Source organism: Novosphingobium sp. Sphag1I (genome assembly GCF_056279125.1).
In genome coordinates this window covers 290,034-306,797 of sequence record NZ_JBWBQS010000005.1, presented here as the reverse complement: position 1 = coordinate 306,797, position 16,764 = coordinate 290,034, and the positions used below count along the sequence as shown (strand labels likewise).

At 62.6% G+C, this 16,764-nt stretch carries 15 protein-coding genes, 3 tRNA genes and 1 pseudogene; 3 read left to right on the top strand and 16 right to left on the bottom strand.

Annotated features, from left to right (window positions below; all coding sequences use genetic code 11):
* The first annotated feature begins 591 nt into the window (after nt 1-591).
* Both ACZ9HU_RS08240 and ACZ9HU_RS08235 read left to right on the top strand, forming a co-directional pair.
* On the top strand, nt 592-810 hold the full coding sequence (locus tag ACZ9HU_RS08240) for a hypothetical protein (protein ID WP_476104187.1): 219 nt from the start codon (nt 592-594) through the stop codon (nt 808-810).
* A gap of 26 nt (nt 811-836) precedes the next feature.
* A complete protein-coding gene (locus tag ACZ9HU_RS08235) occupies nt 837-1,064 on the top strand; it encodes a hypothetical protein (RefSeq protein WP_476104186.1) in 228 nt (75 codons plus the stop codon).
* A gap of 6 nt (nt 1,065-1,070) precedes the next feature.
* Here ACZ9HU_RS08235 and ACZ9HU_RS08230 read toward each other — a convergent pair.
* From ACZ9HU_RS08230 to ACZ9HU_RS08195, 8 genes are all read right to left on the bottom strand, one after another.
* Nucleotides 1,071-1,146 (bottom strand) — tRNA-Lys (locus ACZ9HU_RS08230).
* 26 nt (nt 1,147-1,172) lie between these two features.
* Nucleotides 1,173-1,248, bottom strand: a tRNA-Lys gene (locus ACZ9HU_RS08225).
* 28 nt (nt 1,249-1,276) lie between these two features.
* Nucleotides 1,277-1,352: transfer RNA gene (locus tag ACZ9HU_RS08220), tRNA-Lys, on the bottom strand.
* 118 nt (nt 1,353-1,470) lie between these two features.
* Nucleotides 1,471-2,589 carry a rod shape-determining protein RodA gene (gene rodA / locus ACZ9HU_RS08215; RefSeq protein ID WP_476104185.1) on the bottom strand — a complete coding sequence of 373 codons (1,119 nt, stop codon included), beginning with the start codon at nt 2,587-2,589 and terminating at the stop codon, nt 1,471-1,473.
* Nucleotides 2,586-4,676 (bottom strand): penicillin-binding protein 2, encoded by a 2,091-nt coding sequence (gene mrdA, locus ACZ9HU_RS08210; RefSeq protein ID WP_476104184.1) that lies wholly within the window; start codon nt 4,674-4,676, stop codon nt 2,586-2,588. The genes rodA and mrdA overlap by 4 nt, the downstream gene beginning before the upstream one ends.
* Nucleotides 4,676-5,233, bottom strand: a complete 558-nt coding sequence (mreD, locus tag ACZ9HU_RS08205) for a rod shape-determining protein MreD (protein WP_476104183.1) — start codon at nt 5,231-5,233, stop codon at nt 4,676-4,678. Before mreD ends, mrdA begins: the two co-directional genes overlap by 1 nt.
* Before the next feature lies 1 nt (nt 5,234).
* Nucleotides 5,235-6,194 carry a rod shape-determining protein MreC gene (locus tag ACZ9HU_RS08200; RefSeq protein ID WP_476104182.1) on the bottom strand — a complete coding sequence of 320 codons (960 nt, stop codon included), beginning with the start codon at nt 6,192-6,194 and terminating at the stop codon, nt 5,235-5,237.
* Between the two features lie 76 nt (nt 6,195-6,270).
* Entirely contained in the window at nt 6,271-7,317 is a 1,047-nt protein-coding gene (locus tag ACZ9HU_RS08195) for a rod shape-determining protein (RefSeq protein WP_168602564.1), read from the bottom strand.
* Nucleotides 7,318-7,619: 302 nt separating this feature from the next.
* Here ACZ9HU_RS08195 and mutL point away from each other — a divergent pair, with 302 nt between their 5' ends.
* Entirely contained in the window at nt 7,620-9,434 is a 1,815-nt protein-coding gene (gene mutL, locus ACZ9HU_RS08190; protein ID WP_476104181.1) for a DNA mismatch repair endonuclease MutL, read from the top strand.
* 6 nt (nt 9,435-9,440) lie between these two features.
* Here the strand turns inward: mutL and ACZ9HU_RS08185 are convergent, their stop codons facing one another.
* The 8 genes and pseudogenes from ACZ9HU_RS08185 to ACZ9HU_RS08150 all read right to left on the bottom strand — a co-directional run bounded on the left by ACZ9HU_RS08185 (nt 9,441) and on the right by ACZ9HU_RS08150 (nt 16,708).
* Nucleotides 9,441-10,676 carry an alkaline phosphatase family protein gene (locus ACZ9HU_RS08185; protein WP_476104180.1) on the bottom strand — a complete coding sequence of 412 codons (1,236 nt, stop codon included), beginning with the start codon at nt 10,674-10,676 and terminating at the stop codon, nt 9,441-9,443.
* 31 nt (nt 10,677-10,707) lie between these two features.
* Nucleotides 10,708-11,187, bottom strand: a complete 480-nt coding sequence (locus ACZ9HU_RS08180; protein WP_476104179.1) for a MaoC family dehydratase — start codon at nt 11,185-11,187, stop codon at nt 10,708-10,710.
* Nucleotides 11,187-12,287, bottom strand: coding sequence for a redox-regulated ATPase YchF (ychF, locus tag ACZ9HU_RS08175; protein WP_476104178.1), 1,101 nt, complete (start codon nt 12,285-12,287; stop codon nt 11,187-11,189). The genes ACZ9HU_RS08180 and ychF overlap by 1 nt, the downstream gene beginning before the upstream one ends.
* A 202-nt stretch (nt 12,288-12,489) precedes the next feature.
* On the bottom strand, nt 12,490-13,704 hold the full coding sequence (locus ACZ9HU_RS08170) for a PEP-CTERM sorting domain-containing protein (protein ID WP_476104177.1): 1,215 nt from the start codon (nt 13,702-13,704) through the stop codon (nt 12,490-12,492).
* Nucleotides 13,705-13,816: 112 nt separating this feature from the next.
* Nucleotides 13,817-14,383, bottom strand: a complete 567-nt coding sequence (pth, locus tag ACZ9HU_RS08165) for an aminoacyl-tRNA hydrolase (RefSeq protein WP_476104176.1) — start codon at nt 14,381-14,383, stop codon at nt 13,817-13,819.
* Between the two features lie 108 nt (nt 14,384-14,491).
* Nucleotides 14,492-14,779 (bottom strand): annotated as a pseudogene (rplY, locus tag ACZ9HU_RS08160) (50S ribosomal protein L25); the annotation flags it as partial.
* Nucleotides 14,780-14,891: 112 nt separating this feature from the next.
* The gene (locus tag ACZ9HU_RS08155; protein WP_476104175.1) at nt 14,892-15,752 is read right to left on the bottom strand and encodes a TraB/GumN family protein; all 861 of its coding nucleotides are present in this window, start codon (nt 15,750-15,752) and stop codon (nt 14,892-14,894) included.
* Nucleotides 15,752-16,708 carry a TraB/GumN family protein gene (locus ACZ9HU_RS08150; RefSeq protein WP_476104174.1) on the bottom strand — a complete coding sequence of 319 codons (957 nt, stop codon included), beginning with the start codon at nt 16,706-16,708 and terminating at the stop codon, nt 15,752-15,754. The genes ACZ9HU_RS08155 and ACZ9HU_RS08150 overlap by 1 nt, the downstream gene beginning before the upstream one ends.
* Nucleotides 16,709-16,764: the final 56 nt, after the last annotated feature.

Genomic DNA, 16,764 nt, shown 5'->3' with positions numbered 1-16,764 from the left:
CGCTTAAAATCTTCACTATGCTTCATCATCTCGTCGGTCTCCTGTTGCGAGCATAAAACGCTCAGGTGACCGGCACAAATCCGTTACAAGTCCATACAGCCCATGCGGTGCATCTTACCGACAGGTACGCGCGGTGGATATTGCAGGGTATCGGAGGGGCGAACCGACGTGCGCTATCGCCTCCGTGTTCGCTGTTTCTGCCTCGCGCCGGGCAGGGTGACCGGATCGACTGACAGCAGGCTGTAAATTTACACGAAATCGGCACTTTGAGTTGCCCGGATATATGATAACACAGCCTCGCTTCATGACTCTGCGTGGGTGCCTTCCTTGAGGGCACTGCCATGCGAATATCCATCTGCCCACCGCTGGTGCCCAGCGCTGCTTCGGCCTCGCCTTCAGCGATAGCCCCTCTGTGCCTGACATGCCGCCAGCCAGTTCTCCCTTCGGAATACCCTTGGAAGCCCATTTGGCCAATGCCGGCGTTTCCTGGATCGCAAGGCGCCTACCGCCCAGCCGTTAGTGGGGAGGGAGAAAAATCGGGGCAGGGCACCACGAGTTGGATCGACGCTGCAGGCCGCAGGAGGACTTCCCGTGGCCGGGCAGCGTCAGGGCGACCTCATCAAGCTGAGATGGAAGGCCTATGACGGCACCCATATTCGGCTGATCCAGAACAAGAGCAAAAGCAAAATCGGCAAGCGTCAGTTGAAGCGTATCGTCATACCGGTTGGGGCACCGCTTAAGGCCGCTTTCGACCGGCTAAAGCTGAGCTATGGTGACGAGCATGCATCGCAGCCGGGGTTGCGGCCCTGACCTTTCATGATCTGCGCGGCACGGTCGTGACCCGTCTGGCGATCGCAGGTTGCTCTGTCCCCCAGATCGCCACGATCACAGGACGTGGCCTCAAGGATGTCGAGGCGATTCTCGATGCTCACTACCTGATGCGTGACGCCGGGCTGGGTGAGGAAGCCATCGCCAGGCTCGAAGACGCGACGTGTAAACCAACCCGTAAACCGTCGCCGTCTGGCGAGAGCCAGAACGGCAATTTTGAAGGAGTAAGTCATTGAGAATATTGGTGGACGCACTAGGGCTCGAACCTAGGACCCGCTGATTAAGAGTCAGCTGCTCTACCAACTGAGCTATGCGTCCGTCTGTGCCAAAGGGCCAGAAGATTTTGGTGGACGCACTAGGGCTCGAACCTAGGACCCGCTGATTAAGAGTCAGCTGCTCTACCAACTGAGCTATGCGTCCATCCACGCCGAAAAAGGCGAAAAAACCGTGGTGGACGCACTAGGGCTCGAACCTAGGACCCGCTGATTAAGAGTCAGCTGCTCTACCAACTGAGCTATGCGTCCGTACCGGTTTTTGCGGGGAAGCTTGGTTGGCTTCCCGCCGGAGGCGCTCCCTTTAGCGTGTGATCGCCGGGGCGCAAGTGATTCTTTGAAAAAATTTGATGAATGCGAAAGTCAGGCCTCAGGAGAACCTGCCGCCTGCGCGTTGTGACCAGCGATCCACCGCCATGATCGTGCCGATACAGATCATGTTGGTCATCATGGATGATCCGCCATGGCTGATAAAGGGCAGGGGGATACCGACCACCGGGGCCAGGCCCATGACCATCATCATGTTGATCGCGACATAGAAAAAGATCGTCGCGGTCATGCCCGCGGCCAGCAATTGGCTGAACCGATCAGGCGCGCGGCGCGATACGCCCATGCCCCAGCGGAACAGCACGACAAAGAACACAAAGAGGATGAACAGCCCCCCGATCATGCCCCATTCCTCGGCCATGGTGGCAAAGGCAAAGTCGGTATGGGCTTCGGGCAGGTATTTCAGATGGCTCTGCGTGCCATTGCCCAGCCCCTTGCCAAAGAAGCCGCCCGAGCCGATCGCGATCTTGGATTGGGTGATATGGTAACCCGAACCCAGCATGTCGGCCTCCGGGTCCATGAATACCAACACGCGTTTGCGTTGATAATCATGAAGCGCGAAAAAGAAGGCCAGCGGGGCCACCACAGCCGCCGCCGCTCCGCCGCTCAAAAACCACCAGATGGGCGTGCCGGACAAGAACACCACGACCACCGCCCCGAAACAGATGGCAAGACCGGTGCCAAGATCCGGTTGCAGCATCACCAACCCCGCCGGCATGCCCAGCAACAGCAAGGGCGGCACCAGCGCGCGCCAGCTGCGGATCAGCGTCGGCGGCAGGGTGGAGTAAAACAGCGCCATCACCAGCACGATCCCCGGCTTCATCAATTCCGAGGGTTGCAGGTTCATGAAACCGATGTTGAGCCAACGCTGGCTGCCGCCCCCGACCTTGCCCACGGCCTCGACCAGCATCAGCAGGAAAACCAGCCCGCCATAGATCGGATAGGCCGCCTTGCGAAACGTATGTTCGGGCAGGCGCGAAATGCCGATGGCCAGCGACAGGAACAGGCCAAAGTTGAAAATATGCTTCCACGCATAAGGCGACCAATTGCCGCCCGCCGCCGACCACAGCACCGTGGCGCCAAACAGCACCAGCGCCGTCAACGGGATCAGAATGCGCCATGGCAGGCCGCGCAGAGGAGTAGGGATGAAGTTTGAGTTCATGGGCGCACCGCCGTCGAAGCGCTGCTCGAAGGTGTCGGCGCCGGTGCGGGGGCAGGGGCGGTCGCATCTTCGGCCTGTGGTTCGGGTGCGGGCGGGGCGGCATCGGATTGCATCGGCTGCGGGGTGGGGCGGGCGTCCGCCTCGCTCTCACGCGCCAAGGCCTCGTCGCTATCTTGAACCGCGGGCGCACGCACGCCATATTGCGCGGCATAGGAACGGTATCTGGCCGCCTGACGCTGTTGCGGCGTGCCGCCCCATCCGGCCTCCAGCTTGCTGAGCGCGTCCCACGCCTTTTGCTGATCGAACATATAGGTCATTACGTCGCGCGCAATCGGCATGGCCGCGCCCGAACCGCCGCCATGTTCGACCAGAACCGCACAGGCATAGCGCGGTTTGTCAAAGGGCGCGAAACAGATGAAATGGCCATGGTCGCGGTGGCGCCAAAGCCCGCCCTTGCCATTGCCGATGTTGAGGCCGACGACCTGCGCCGTGCCGCTCTTGCCCGCCATTTCGACGCCGGGAATGGGGATTTTGGCGGCATGGCCCGTCCCGCGCCCGTTCACCATTTCGTGCATGGCGGCATGGATGAAATCCAGATGCTCCTGCGGCACGCCCAGCGAGGCGGGCGTGGGCGGCTTGTCCTCATGCATCAGGCGGGGCATCAACAGCTTGCCGCTGGCCAGACGGCTGGCGATGATGGCCTGCTGCAAGGGGTTTACCTGCACATAGCCCTGACCGATCGTGGCGTTCACGGTGTCGTAAATCGCCCATTCCTTGCCATATTTCTTCATCTTCCACGCCGGGTCGGGCACGGTGCCATAGGACTGGCTGGGATAGGGCAGGGGGAATTTCTGGCCATAGCCGATCTTGCGCATTGTCTTGGCGATCTGGTCCATGCCGATCTGTTGCGCAAAGTGATAAAAATAGACGTCGCAGGACTGATAAATACCCTTGGCCATGTCCACGCTGCCATGGCCATGGTGGTTCCAGCAGTGGAACACGCGGTTGCCCACGCGCAGCCCGCCCGAACAATTGACGCTTGCCTTGGGATCCAGACCCGCTTCCAAAAAGGCCAGCGCGACCGTGGGTTTGACCGTCGATCCGGGCGGATAAAGCCCGTGCAGCAGCTTGTTGCGCAGCGGCACATGGTCATCGTCGGACAGCATTTTCCATTCAATGCGGCCAACCCCGTCGGTAAAGCTGTTGGGGTCGAAACTGGGCATTGAGACAAAGCACAAAAGGTCGCCCGTCAGGCAATCGACCACCACGCAGGTGCCGCTTTCCGTGCCGATGCGGCGCGATGCAAATTCCTGCAACCCGGCGTGAACGGTCAGCTTGATGGGCTGGCCCGGCACGTCTTCGCGTGTTTCAAGGTCGCGCACGATCTTGCCGCTGGCGGTCACTTCGGTGCGCCGCGCGCCCGGTTGGCCGCGCAGCACCTGATCGTAAACCTTTTCCAGCCCGTCCTTGCCGATCTTGAACCCCGGCGTGATCAACAGCGGATTATGCTCTTTCTCATAATCCTTGGCATTGGCCGCGCCGACATAGCCGACCAGATGGCCCACGCAGGGGCCGGAAGGGTAGAAGCGCGAAAAGCTGCGCTGGGGCACGACGCCGGGCAGATCGGGCTGGCGCACCGAAATGGCGGCGAATTGTTCCCAGCTTAAATGCGATCCGGCCTCAACCGGCTGAAACCCGCGCGCCTTTTCCAGCCGGTCGCGCACATCCTGCAGCGCGATCTCGTCCAGCCCCAGCATATGGGCCAGTTCCTCCAGCGTCTTTTCCTTTTCGATCACCCGGTCGGGGATCAAATCGACCCGGAAATCGGCGCGGTTGCTGGCAATCGGTTGCCCGTCGCGGTCCAGAATCCAGCCCCGCCGCGGAGGGATCAGCGACAGGTTGACCCGGTTGCTCTCGGCCATCATCTGATACTTCTGGCTTTCGGCCAGAGCGATATAGCCCATACGCGTGGCCAGCAGCACACCGACCCCGCCCTGCAACAGGCCCACGACCATGCTGCGACGGTCGAAACTGTCGCGCAGCATGGCCGGCGTAATCAATTTTGGCGCTTTCTTGCGCTTTGCCATCAATCCAGCACCCGGAAACGCGTCAATCGCCAACGGTCGATCAATCCGACCGTGCGCCCCACCATTGGATAGGCGATCAGGGCCAAGATCCCTTGCGGCACCATCAATTCAGGCGCAATCATCCCACCCGAACGGGCCGCAATCAACCAGTTGAGCGCGAGATAGGCCGCGATGAACAAGCCCGCCACCAGCCAGTCGGTCAGGAAATTACGCCATGGAAAGCGCGCCTCGATCACATCCATGGTAATCATGGTCAACGACCAGATCGCCATGGCCGCCCCAAACGGTTGCCCGCTGAACAGATCATCGACCAGCCCCAGCACAGCCCCGGCCCAGACCGGCAGCAATCCGGGCCGCAATTGTCGCCATGCCAGCAAGGTCATAAAACCCAGCGGCGGCATAATCGGCACCATGGCAATCAAAGGCCAACCCGGCATGCAAGACGCCATCGCCACCATCACCCATGGCGCGGCATAGGCGATAAAGGGCGAGGGGGAACGGCTGATGCTGCGGGTAATCGGCTTTGCACCGCGCCGCGAAAGCCTGCTGGACACCATCTTATTGCGGCGCCCCTGATGCAGCCGCCTTGGCAGCCTTGGCGGCGGCTTTGGCCTGCGCGTCGGCGTCGGCCTTGGCCTTGACCGGATCGACCGGCGGGGGCAGCGTGGGGTCGCTGTCGGGCGACCATGTGGGCAGGACCGCAACCATTTCGCTGACCGCCGGATCACCCAGAACGCGGGCAATCGCGCCGTCCCGCGTCAGGGCGGTGACGACCGCGATGGGCGTGTTGGGCCAATAAAGCCCGCCCGAACCCGACGTTACAAAAGCATCACCCAGCTTGAGCGGGTTCAGCCCCAGCGTCAGCAGGCGCAATTGCAGCGTGCCATCGCCCTTGCCCGTGGCAAAAGCGGGGATGCTGTCGCTGGCGCGGCGGATCGGCACCACGCTTTCCGGATCGGTGATCATCAGCACGCGCGCCGAATGCAGCCCAACCTCCAGCACACGGCCCACCAGCCCCAGATGGGTGCGAACCGGCATGCCGCTCTTTACGCCCTGAAGGCTGCCGACCGAAATCGTGGCATAGCGGCGCGGGCTGCTGTTGGTGCTGGCCACCAGCCAGCCATAGGTCACAGGTTTCGGCGTGTCCGAGGACAGGTTGAGCATGGCCTTGAGCCGCTCATTTTCCTGACGCAGGGCGGCCATTTCGACCGCCTGAACCCGGCCCAGTGCGACCTCTTTTTTCAGACGAGCGTTTTCCGCCCCCGACGTGAAATAGCCGCTCAGCACGCCCCATGTATCGCCCGCTGCCGAACGTCCCTGCGCCGACAATTTGGCCGCAGGTTGCGTCACATCGCTGGCCACATTGCGCAGACCCGCGAAATTGCCCGTGCTGCCCATCGATGAAAACAGCAGCACCCCGCCGACCACCGCGCCCACGCCGGCCGCCACATAGGCAAAGAAGATATTGTTATGCGCCCTGCGCGAATAGCCCGGGCGCCGGTTGCCTGGCGGAGCCATGCATCCCGCCTTTCTTACGCATTGATGTCCGCGCCGGCCCCACGCCGGACGCGGACATGGAATTCAACCCAAACGATTACGCGGTCATCAACACGCCGCGATAGATCGGATCCTCCATCGCGCGGCCGGTGCCAAGAGCGACGCAGGACAGCGGATCTTCGGCAATCGACACCGGCAGGCCGGTTTCTTCGCGCAGATAATCGTCCAGACCCTTGATCAGAGCGCCACCGCCCGTCAGCACGATGCCCTGATCGACAATGTCGGCGGCCAGTTCGGGCGCGGTGTTTTCCAGCGCGATACGCACGCCTTCGATGATCGCGCTGATCGGTTCGGACAAAGCTTCGGCGATATTGGCCTGCGTGATCGTGATTTCCTTGGGCACGCCATTGACCAGATCGCGCCCTTTCAGGTGGATCGTTTCGCCAATGCCGTCGGCGGGCATCACGGCAATGCCGTAATCCTTTTTGATGCGTTCGGCGGTGGCTTCGCCGATCAGCAGGTTGTGGTGTCGGCGGACATAGGAAACGATGGCTTCGTCCATCTTGTCGCCGCCCACGCGGACGCTTGTCGTATAGGCCAGACCGCGCAGCGAAAGCACGGCGACTTCGGTTGTGCCGCCACCGATGTCGACCACCATCGAACCAACCGGTTCGGTCACCGGCATGTCGGCGCCAATCGCGGCGGCCATGGGTTCAAGGATCAGATAGACCTGGCTGGCCCCCGCATTGCTGGCCGCGTCGCGAATCGCGCGGCGTTCAACGCTCGTGGACCCCGAGGGAACGCAGATGACGATTTCGGGATAGCGGAACAGGCTGCGCTTGCCATGCACCTTGCGGATGAAATGTTTGATCATTTCTTCGGCGATTTCGATGTCGGCAATCACGCCATCACGCAGCGGGCGGATCGCTTCGATGCTGTCGGGCGTCTTGCCCATCATCATCTTGGCATCATCGCCCACGGCCTTCACGCTCTTGTTGCCGTTGATCGTCTCGATGGCCACCACGCTGGGTTCGTTCAGCACGATGCCGCGATCCTGAACATAGACCAGTGTATTGGCCGTGCCGAGGTCGATGGCCATGTTTTGCGAACCGAATTTCATGAAACGCGAGAAGAAGGACGACATCGAAAATTCCGTGGCTTTGCCCGACGACCGCGATATTGCGTACCGTCCGACAGGACATTGGGGGTTATGGGCGCGCCGCTCCATAACGCATGCGCAGCGTAAAGGCCAAAAATTTGTTGGCCCTGTCCCGCAATGCGTCAACGGATCGGCGCGAATCGCTTTCGCTTGGGCCTTGGCATGGCGGATTGCGTGGCGGAATGCACCAGCATGGCGGCAATTGGCGGGCGGCATTTGCGAAAATCGGTGGATACTCGCGCCGCTATGGCCTGCGCTTTGCCGCGGGGCGGCCTATAGTGGGCCTTATGCCGATTATCCGCCGCCTTCCCGAAAATCTGGTCAACCGTATTGCCGCTGGTGAAGTGGTCGAAAGGCCGGCTTCTGCGCTCAAGGAATTGATGGAAAATTCCATCGATGCGGGGGCGGGGATGATCACGGTGCGCCTGTCCGATGGCGGGCTGGACGCGATCGAGGTGACGGACGATGGCTGCGGCATGGCGCCCGATCAGATGGCGCTGGCGCTGGAGCGACACGCGACTTCGAAATTGCCGGACGAGGCCATCGAATTGGTCACGACGCTGGGGTTCCGGGGGGAGGCTTTGCCCTCCATCGCCAGCGTCGCGCGTTTTTCCATTGAGAGCCGCCCGCGCGGCGCGGCCGAGGGCTGGCGCCGGGTGGTCGATCATGGCGATGTGGTGGAGGATGCGCCTGCTGCCCTTCCGCCCGGTACGCGCATCCGGGTGGACAATCTGTTCGCCAAAATCCCGGCACGGCGCAAATTCCTGCGCTCTGGCCGCAGCGAATATGCCGCCTGCCTCGATGTGGTGCGCCGCCTTGCCATGGCGCGGCCAGAGGTGGGCTTTGTGCTGGAACATGATGGTCGCCGCGTTCTGTCGGTTCAACCCGGACAGAGTGGCCCGGCCCGCGTGGCCCAGATCGTCGCGCGCGAACTGGCCGAGGATGGGGTAATTATCGATCTTGAACGCGGGCCTGCGCGGCTGACGGGCGTGGCGGGATTGCCTACGTTCAACCGGGGCGTGGCGGATCACCAATATCTTTTCGTCAACGGGCGTCCGGTCAAGGATCGCCTGTTGGTCGGCGCGGTGCGCGGGGCCTATGCCGACATGCTGGCGCGGGATCGTCATGCGGTGCTGGCGCTGTTCCTTGACGTTCCGCCAGAGGAGGTGGACGTCAACGTCCACCCGGCCAAGACCGAGGTGCGGTTTCGCGATCCCTCGTTTATTCGGGGCTTCATCGTTTCGGGCCTGCGTCATGCCTTGGAAGGCGCCGGGCAAAAGACCGCCCAGACGCCCGCCGCGCCCGCGATGGCTGCGTGGACATCCGAACCTATTGCTCCCGTCGCGCCCGCGCCCAGCCTGACCAGCCTGTTCGCCCGCCAATATGCCCCCGTGCCCAACCGCGTCAGCGAGGCGGGCAGCGCGTGGCGCGGCTATGAGGCGCAGGTAATGGCCCCGTCGCAGGACTTGCCAATGGGCCGCGCCGAAGCCGCGCAGGAACCCGCGCCCGAAGCCATCCGGCACCCATTGGGCGTGGCGCGTGGGCAAGTCGCCAACACCTATATTATCGCCGAGGCCGAGGATGGTCTGGTGATTGTCGATCAACATGCCGCCCATGAACGCATCGTTCTGGAGCGTTTGAAGGCAGCGGGCGCGGGCGACAAGGTGGCCGCCGCTCAGGCCCTGCTTTTGCCCGAGGTCATCGAATTGGACGAGCCAAGCTGCGACCGCTTGGAGGAGGCGATTGCGACCTTGGCCCAGCACGGTCTGGCGTTGGAACGGTTTGGCGCAACCGCGATGCTGGCGCGTTCGGTTCCCGCCGCGCTGGGCAAGGGCGATGTTCAGGCTCTGGTGCGCGATGTGGCCGATGATCTGGCGCTCAATGGCGATGCGCTCTTGCTGGGCGAAAGGCTCGATCTGGTGCTGGCCACCATGGCCTGTCACGGCAGCGTGCGGGCAGGGCGGGCGCTCAACGTCGCCGAAATGAACGCCCTGCTGCGCGAGATGGAAGTGACGCCGCGCTCTGGCCAGTGCAACCATGGGCGCCCTACATGGGTAAAGCTGGCCCATGGCGATATTGAAAAGCTGTTTGGACGGAAATAACCGTCTTTAACGCAGCGCCTTTTTCACCGGCGCCACCGTCCCGTCGCGATCCTTGCCCGGCGCCAATCCGATCAAGCGGCGCAAAAGCGGCTCGATGGCAACATTGTCGAACACGGGCAGGCGTGTGCCGGGGCGAAAGGCCGGGCCGGTGGCCAGGAATAATGCGCGCATGTCCGGGCTGGCCGGGTCATAGCCATGGTCGCCGCCGTCATCGGGATGTTCGGGATTGCCATCCATGATCCGCGCGCCCGGATCGGGCAGGCACAGCCAATCCGGCACACGCGCGTTATGCCCATAATGAAACCGCTCCGGCAATTCGCCCTTGGGCCAGCAATGGATGAAGGAGGGCATCTTCTTCAGGCTTTCGGCCAGTTTGGCCTCATGGCCCGGCACATTGTCGATGAACAATATGCCGCCATAGGAAACAAGCTTATAGTCCTCCTTGGCCAGATAATCCTTGGCCCAGATCACATGTTCGGGAATGGTTCGCGCCATGCCGTGATCCGACACGATGACCATGTTGACCCGCCGGTGCATCCCCGCCAAGCCCCTGCGCAGATAGCCGATGGCGGCATCCACATCGCGGATCGCGGCGGTGGTTTCGGGTGATCCCGGCCCATGTCGATGGCCGCTTACGTCCACAACGCCAAAATAGAGCAATGCCAGACCCGGTCGAATGCGTGCCGGCCGCCGCATCCAGTCCAGCACCACCTCGGCGCGTTCATGGTTGGGCAGATCGGCGTGATAGGCCTGCCAGTCAGAGGCGCGGATGCCGTCGATGGCCGTGGTCGATCCGGGCCAGAACATGATGCCGCTGCGGATATGGGCGCGCTCGGCCGCCACCCAGATCGGCTCGACATGTACCGGGCCGCCGCTGCCGTCCCACCACCATGGCTGTTCACTGCTCTTGCCAAAGGTGACGCCGGGATGGGCGGGATCTTTCATTGTCCCATTCACGACCCCGTGCCGGTCCGGGCGAAGGCCAGTGGCCAGAGTCCAGTGGTTGGGAAAGGTGATGCTGGGAAAAGAGGGCGTCATCGTGCCCGACACGCCCTTGGCCGCAATCGCGGCCAGATTGGGGGTGAGGGTGGGGCTGATGTAATCGGGGCGAAAACCGTCGATGGAAATCAGGATCGTGGGGATGCGCTCTGACGCCTTGCCGCGCGCGGTGACGGGCACAGCCAACGTGACCTGCAACAGAAACAGGGCGGCCATCAGACGGAAAAAATATTTCATACCCATGGCCCTGAACCTGTATTTTTGCAAATTCGCGTCATTCTTCCATCGGGGCGGAAGGATCGCGAAGCGCAATCATGCCGGTGGCGAGAAAGCTCATCACTGCGCGATTTTCCTGATTGAACACGGTGTTGCGCCGCCGGATCAGGCCCATTTCGGGGCGTGAGCGGCTGCGGCGCTTTTCCAGCAATTCGGATTCGACGCGCAGGATATCGCCCGGATAGACCGGCGCCATCCAGCGCAATTCATCCACCCCCGCGCCGCCCATGCTGGCCAGCCCTATTTCATGCATCTGATCCACCATCATTCGCATGGTCATTGCGCATGTGTGCCATCCGCTGGCAGCAAGGCGACCGAAATGGCTCTTGGCCGCCGCTTCGTCCGACAGGTGGAAATCGTGTGGATCATAGGCGCGGGCAAAGTCGATGACTTCATCACGCTTGACCTCATACTGGCCGAATTTCTGTGTTTCGCCCAGCACGAGGTCTTCAAAACAGGTCTTGAACGCAGCGCTCATTACACGTTGAATTTGAAGTGGAACACGTCGCCGTCCTTGGTGACATATTCCTTGCCTTCCTGGCGCAGCTTGCCCGCATCGCGGCACGGACCTTCGCCGCCCAGCGAGACGTAATCGTCATAGGCGATGGTTTCAGCGCGGATAAAGCCACGTTCGAAATCCGAGTGGATCGCGCCTGCCGCCTGCGGGGCCTTGGAACCCTTGGCCACGGTCCATGCGCGCGCTTCCTTGGGGCCGACGGTGAAGAAGGTCAGCAGGCCGAGCAATTCATAGCCAGCACGGATGATGCGGGCCAGACCCGTTTCGGCAAGCCCCAGTTCCGACAGGAATTCGGCGCGTTCTTCCGCGTCCATGCCGACCAGATCGGCCTCGATCGCGGCCGAAACGATGACGGCGGTGGCGCCTTCGGCCTTGGCCTTTTCAAACACTTTGGCCGAAAAAGCATTGCCGGTGGCGGCGCTTTCTTCCTCGACATTGCACACGTACAGCACCGGCTTTGCGGTCAACAACTGGGCCTGGGCAAAGACGCGGGCTTCGTCATCATCCTTGGGCTGCGTCAGGCGGGCGGGCTTGCCCTCGCGCAGCAGTTCCAAGGCCTGACCCAGCACCGAGACGAGGATCTTGGCTTCCTTGTCGCCGCTGTTGGCCTTTTTCTGGGCCGCCGAAACGCGCTTTTCCAGACTTTCAAGGTCGGACAGCATCAGTTCGGTTTCCACCGTTTCGGCGTCTGAAATCGGGTCCACGCGGTTGTCGACATGCTGGATGTCGTCATTTTCAAAACAGCGCAGGACGTGAACGATGGCGTCCACTTCGCGAATGTTGCCAAGGAACTGGTTGCCCAGACCTTCGCCCTTGGACGCGCCGCGCACGAGGCCGGCGATGTCCACAAACGACAATTGCGTCGGAATGATCTTCTGGCTGCCCGCAATCTCGGCCAGCTTGTCGAGGCGAGGGTCGGGCACGCCCACCTGACCCACATTGGGTTCGATGGTGCAGAAGGGATAGTTGGCCGCCTGCGCCGCCTGCGTTTCGGTCAGCGCATTGAACAGGGTGGACTTGCCCACGTTGGGCAGGCCGACGATCCCGCATTTGAAACCCATTGCTCGATCCTTTTAATCACCTTGCGTCGCGCCTGGTAAAAAGCGCAACCGGCCCATGGCCCGCGCCGACAGGGCGCCTTGTTATGGCAGGGGCGATGGTCCAGCCTTTGGCCGAAATCAAGGGAAAAAGTGGGCGCCGGGATCAGCCTTGGTCTTGGCCGTAGTCTCAGCCGTAGTCTCAGCCGTAGTCTCAGCCGTAGTCTCAGCCGTTCTGGCCCGCCGCGCCTTCGGCCTCGTTGGTTTGGGGCTGCGGGGCGTCGCCTGCCTTGGCCCGACGGCGGCGCCAAGAGGCAAAGGCAAGCCCGGCAACGCCAATGCCCATCAGGCCGAATGTGCCGGGTTCAGGCACATCGGTCGCGCCCGAACCGTGATCGCGGTCGCCAAAATGGAAGCCGTCGAACCAGCCATTGCCAGGCCCGCCCGCGCCGGGGCGTGGGTTGCCATTGGGGCCACCATTAGGGCCGCGCCCGCCGGAGCTGTCGCCACCCGGCCCTTCTCCACCGGGATTACCGATGCCGCCGGGGCCGCCATTGGGGCCGCGCCCGCCCGAGGTTGCGCCGCCATGATCGCCATTGGGCTGCATATTGGGATCACGCGGACCAAAGGGATCGCGCCCGCCCGACGTGGTGCCGCCCGACATGGTGCCGCCCGACGTGCTGCCGCCTGTCGTGGTCGTTGATGTGGTGCTCGCGCCGGTGCCGCCTGTCGAGGTGACCGTGCCGCCCCCGGTGGTGGAAACGGCGCCGCCGCTGGTGGTCGAACTGGTGCTGGTCACGCCGCCGGTGGTGCTGGTGCTGACCAACTGGCTTCCGCCAGAGGTCGAGCCGGTGCCCTGACTCCCGCCGGAGGTAGAACTGGTCGCGCCGGCCGGTTGGCCGTTGGGAGAATTTTGCAGGCCAGATCCGCCCGATCCGCCCGAAGGGTTGCCTGCGCCCCCGACTCCGCGCCCAGTGCCGCCAATGCCATTGCCGCCATTGTTGCGGGCAAATCCATCGCCGCCGCCGTTAAAAGGCGTGCCATCGGCGCGGAAATTGCCGCCGCCCGCAACGCCGCCCGTGGTGCCGATGCCGCGCCCGACGCCCAAGGGCCCGCGCGTGTTGGTCAGATTGGTTGAACCGGCCGCCGATCCCGTGCCGACGCCTTGCGCTGCCGGGCGGCCAAGTGGGGCGGCGGCTCCCTGCGGCGGCGCACCGACGCGGATGGCCATGCCCTTGGCATCCACAACCCGCGCGCCCACCGGCACGCCCAGACCTTCGCCAAGCCCTTTAACGCTGCTGGAAACGGTTGCGTTGAAATCCTTGGGGCATGCGCAATCCACTTTGCGGGTCCAGCCAAGTATCGCCAGAATGATGCTGCCGACAGTCACGCCGGTCAGCAGCCAGTTCTGCTTGCGCGCGCCTTGCTGGGTTTGTGCCATTTTGCCCCGTCCATTTGACGCGGCAAGGCACGATTGCCCGCCGATTCCGCCAGTCATTGGCGCAAACCTATGACGCAGGAACGGTTGAAGCGCGGTTAATGATAACGGGCGTTCAGCCCAAGCGCATGGCTATGTCGTTCATAAAGCGCACATCATCGCCCTTGGCCAACCATGTTGCCTCGGCGCTGATGGCGCCCAGCATATCGGCCAGATCGTCCATTTCCGACTTGGCGTAATTGCCAAGGACGTGGCCCGTCACGCGATCCTTGTGGCCCGGATGGCCTATGCCGATGCGCACGCGGCGATAGTCCGACCCCATGTGCTGGGCAATCGAGCGCAGGCCATTATGCCCGGCATGCCCGCCGCCGCGCTTGACCTTGACCTTCATGGGCGCAAGATCGAGTTCGTCGTGAAAGACCGTGAGCGCATCGAGGTCGAGCTTGAAAAAACGCATCGCCTCGGCAACCGAGCGGCCGCTTTCGTTCATGAATGTCGCCGGTTTCAACAGGATCACCCGTTCGGTGCCGATGCGTCCGTCCTGAACCCAGCCCTGAAACTTCTTTTGCACCGGGCCAAAGCGATACATGTCCGCGATCACATCACAGGCCATAAAGCCCACATTGTGGCGGTTCATCTTGTATTGGTCGCCCGGATTGCCAAGGCCCACCCACAATTGCATCGTTCAATTTCCTCTGGCGCAAAGAAAAGGCGGGAAAGACGGGCCAATTTCGGCCATCTTTCCCGCCTGTTTCATCGCCGCATCATGCGGCGCCTGTCGCAATTATGCGCGCAGGAAGTCCACGTGCTCGGGACGGTCGCTCACCGGGTGGAAGGCGACGTCCTTGGGCGTGGTCTTGATGGTCTGGCCGTCAACGGTCAGCTCGATCACGCTGTCAAAGAAGGTGCCGGTGTTCAGCTGACGCACCAGTTCCTTCAGTTCAACGTGGATCGCGATGGGTTCGGCATTGCCACCATAGATCACGGCGGGCACGCGGCCTTCACGACGCAGGGTGCGGCTGGCTCCCTTGCCAGTCTTCGCACGCGTCTCGGCCGGCAGGGTCAGGGTATTGCTCATAACACAAGCCTTTCAAAACTTCTGGAACCAAAATACACCCGACACGCCTCCAGGGATGACCATGCCGGGAAGCGGCGGCCCTTAGGGGCAAAATGGCGGAAAAGCAAGCCGCCTATTGAATGCGGGTGACGCGATAGCCCCGCGCCGACAGCATGGCGGGCAGGCCGTCCGGCCCGGCCATATGCGCCGCGCCGACGGCGACGAAGGGGTGAGCGCCTTGGTTCAGGCTTTGCGCGATATGCGTCGCCCATGCGCGATTGCGGCCAGTATAAAGCGCCTCTCGCAAGGTCGGATCGGCCAGAATGCCGCGCTGGGTTTCGTTTGCGATGGTAGCGACATCGCCCTTTTTCCACGCAGAGGCCAAATCGGTTCCCGGTTGATCGTCGGCCAAAGCCTCGTTCAGCAACCGGCGTTGCGCGCTTTCGGGCAGGCGGTCAAAGATCGACAATTGGGCTGCCGCGCCTTCCAGTTCGACAATGCGACGCGGCGGCGCGTCGGTGATGACGGCGCGGTCAATACCATGGGCCGGATCGCCCTGCGCGCCTTCTCGCGCCAGCATCAGCGCGGCGGCCCATGTTTCGGTGTCGGCAAAATCGCCGGGCGCGCCGTGGGCATCGCTTAATGCTTTGGCCAATTTGTCGCGGTTTTGCGGGGCGATGCGGGTGTCAAGCGGAGGCTGGCCCGGCGTATGGGCCAAGGATTGGAATGCGCGCGCCGTGGCGGCATCGTCATTCAGGGCGGCGATTTCAACGATGACCGTGTCGGCCTGATCCCATGCCTGCGCCACCGCGCCCTCGCGCCAAGCTGCGGCGCGGGGCAGGGCGTGGATGGTCCCGAACAGCCAGCCCTTCTGCCCGCCCGCCCCTTCGACCTGCCACAGGGCAGGGTGGACCGTTTCGGGGCGGTGGAGGCCATACCATACCGCGCCGCCCGCCAGTGAAAGAGCGGCAAGAGCGGCCCAGGCGCGCTTCATTACTGAACCCGCGTGGCGGTGATGCCCTGCTTGGCCAATTGTTCCTGAACGCTGCCGCGCCCGGCCAGATGGCCCGCGCCAACGGCGATGAACACCTTGCCGGGTTTGGTCAGGCGCTGTTTGATCCATGCGGCCCAATTACGGTTGCGGCCAATCAACAGCGCTTCGGACAGTTTGGGGTCGCTCTGATCTGCATTGATCAGCTTGGCCAGACGCGGCGCATCACCGGTTTTCCACGCGGCAATCATGGCGCCCAATTCGGTGGTGATCTTGGATGAATTGACCGCCACCTCGCGCAGGTAATTGCGTTGAGAGGCAACCGGCAGCGAATCGAACAGGCCGAGCTGGTACTCCGGCGTTTCAAGCGCGGTATGTTCCATCTTGCGTTCATCGGCCAGTTTGACGAGGCGGGAATCGACACCGTTGGCCGGGTCAAAGCCTGACTTCATTAATGGCAGCGTCGAGAGAGCCACGGCGGCATACCAAGGGCGAAAACTGTCGAACATGGCGGGCGACAGGCCATTGGCGGCGAGCGCCTTTTCCACCGCCTTGCGGGTGCTGCGGCTCAGCGTTGCGCGCAGGTTCTGGCCTTGGGGCAGCATGGCCGTATTCATCACGATGCCGCGCATTTCCTCCGGTTTCTTCTCGATAATTTCGGTGACCAGCGAGGTCGAACCGCCAAAAGCCTGCGCCACGGCGCCGTCGAACCAGTCAATATCGGCCGGCAGGGCATGAACCGTCCCGAACAGATAGATCGTCGTCTCGCCACTTTGTAATTTCCACAGGGCCGGGCGAGCCAGCTTGGGGGCGGCCACCTGCTGACTGGCCACCGGTTTGGGGTGGTGCTGGACATTGGCGGCGGCAGAGGCGGGCGCGACGCTTGCCAGCGTTGCAGCAAAAAGCGCCCAGACGAAGGCCAGAGCGCGAACGAGACGGGGGGAGGTCAGCTTCGACATAGGGCCCCCTATAGTGATCCTGCGCAATGTGTCGATTATAAGGAAGGGTTAGCGAG

Bases quoted from the DNA above. Each gene is read 5' to 3' on its own strand.
- rodA (WP_476104185.1), bottom strand. From the start codon at position 2,589: ATGAACTCAAACTTCATCCCTACTCCTCTGCGCGGCCTGCCATGGCGC.
- mrdA (WP_476104184.1), bottom strand. From the start codon at position 4,676: ATGGCAAAGCGCAAGAAAGCGCCAAAATTGATTACGCCGGCCATGCTG.
- mreD (WP_476104183.1), bottom strand. From the start codon at position 5,233: ATGGTGTCCAGCAGGCTTTCGCGGCGCGGTGCAAAGCCGATTACCCGC.
- ACZ9HU_RS08200 (WP_476104182.1), bottom strand. From the start codon at position 6,194: ATGGCTCCGCCAGGCAACCGGCGCCCGGGCTATTCGCGCAGGGCGCAT.
- ACZ9HU_RS08195 (WP_168602564.1), bottom strand. From the start codon at position 7,317: ATGTCGTCCTTCTTCTCGCGTTTCATGAAATTCGGTTCGCAAAACATG.
- mutL (WP_476104181.1), top strand. From the start codon at position 7,620: ATGCCGATTATCCGCCGCCTTCCCGAAAATCTGGTCAACCGTATTGCC.
- ACZ9HU_RS08185 (WP_476104180.1), bottom strand. From the start codon at position 10,676: ATGGGTATGAAATATTTTTTCCGTCTGATGGCCGCCCTGTTTCTGTTG.
- ACZ9HU_RS08180 (WP_476104179.1), bottom strand. From the start codon at position 11,187: ATGAGCGCTGCGTTCAAGACCTGTTTTGAAGACCTCGTGCTGGGCGAA.
- ychF (WP_476104178.1), bottom strand. From the start codon at position 12,287: ATGGGTTTCAAATGCGGGATCGTCGGCCTGCCCAACGTGGGCAAGTCC.
- ACZ9HU_RS08170 (WP_476104177.1), bottom strand. From the start codon at position 13,704: ATGGCACAAACCCAGCAAGGCGCGCGCAAGCAGAACTGGCTGCTGACC.
- pth (WP_476104176.1), bottom strand. From the start codon at position 14,383: ATGCAATTGTGGGTGGGCCTTGGCAATCCGGGCGACCAATACAAGATG.
- ACZ9HU_RS08155 (WP_476104175.1), bottom strand. From the start codon at position 15,752: ATGAAGCGCGCCTGGGCCGCTCTTGCCGCTCTTTCACTGGCGGGCGGC.
- ACZ9HU_RS08150 (WP_476104174.1), bottom strand. From the start codon at position 16,708: ATGTCGAAGCTGACCTCCCCCCGTCTCGTTCGCGCTCTGGCCTTCGTC.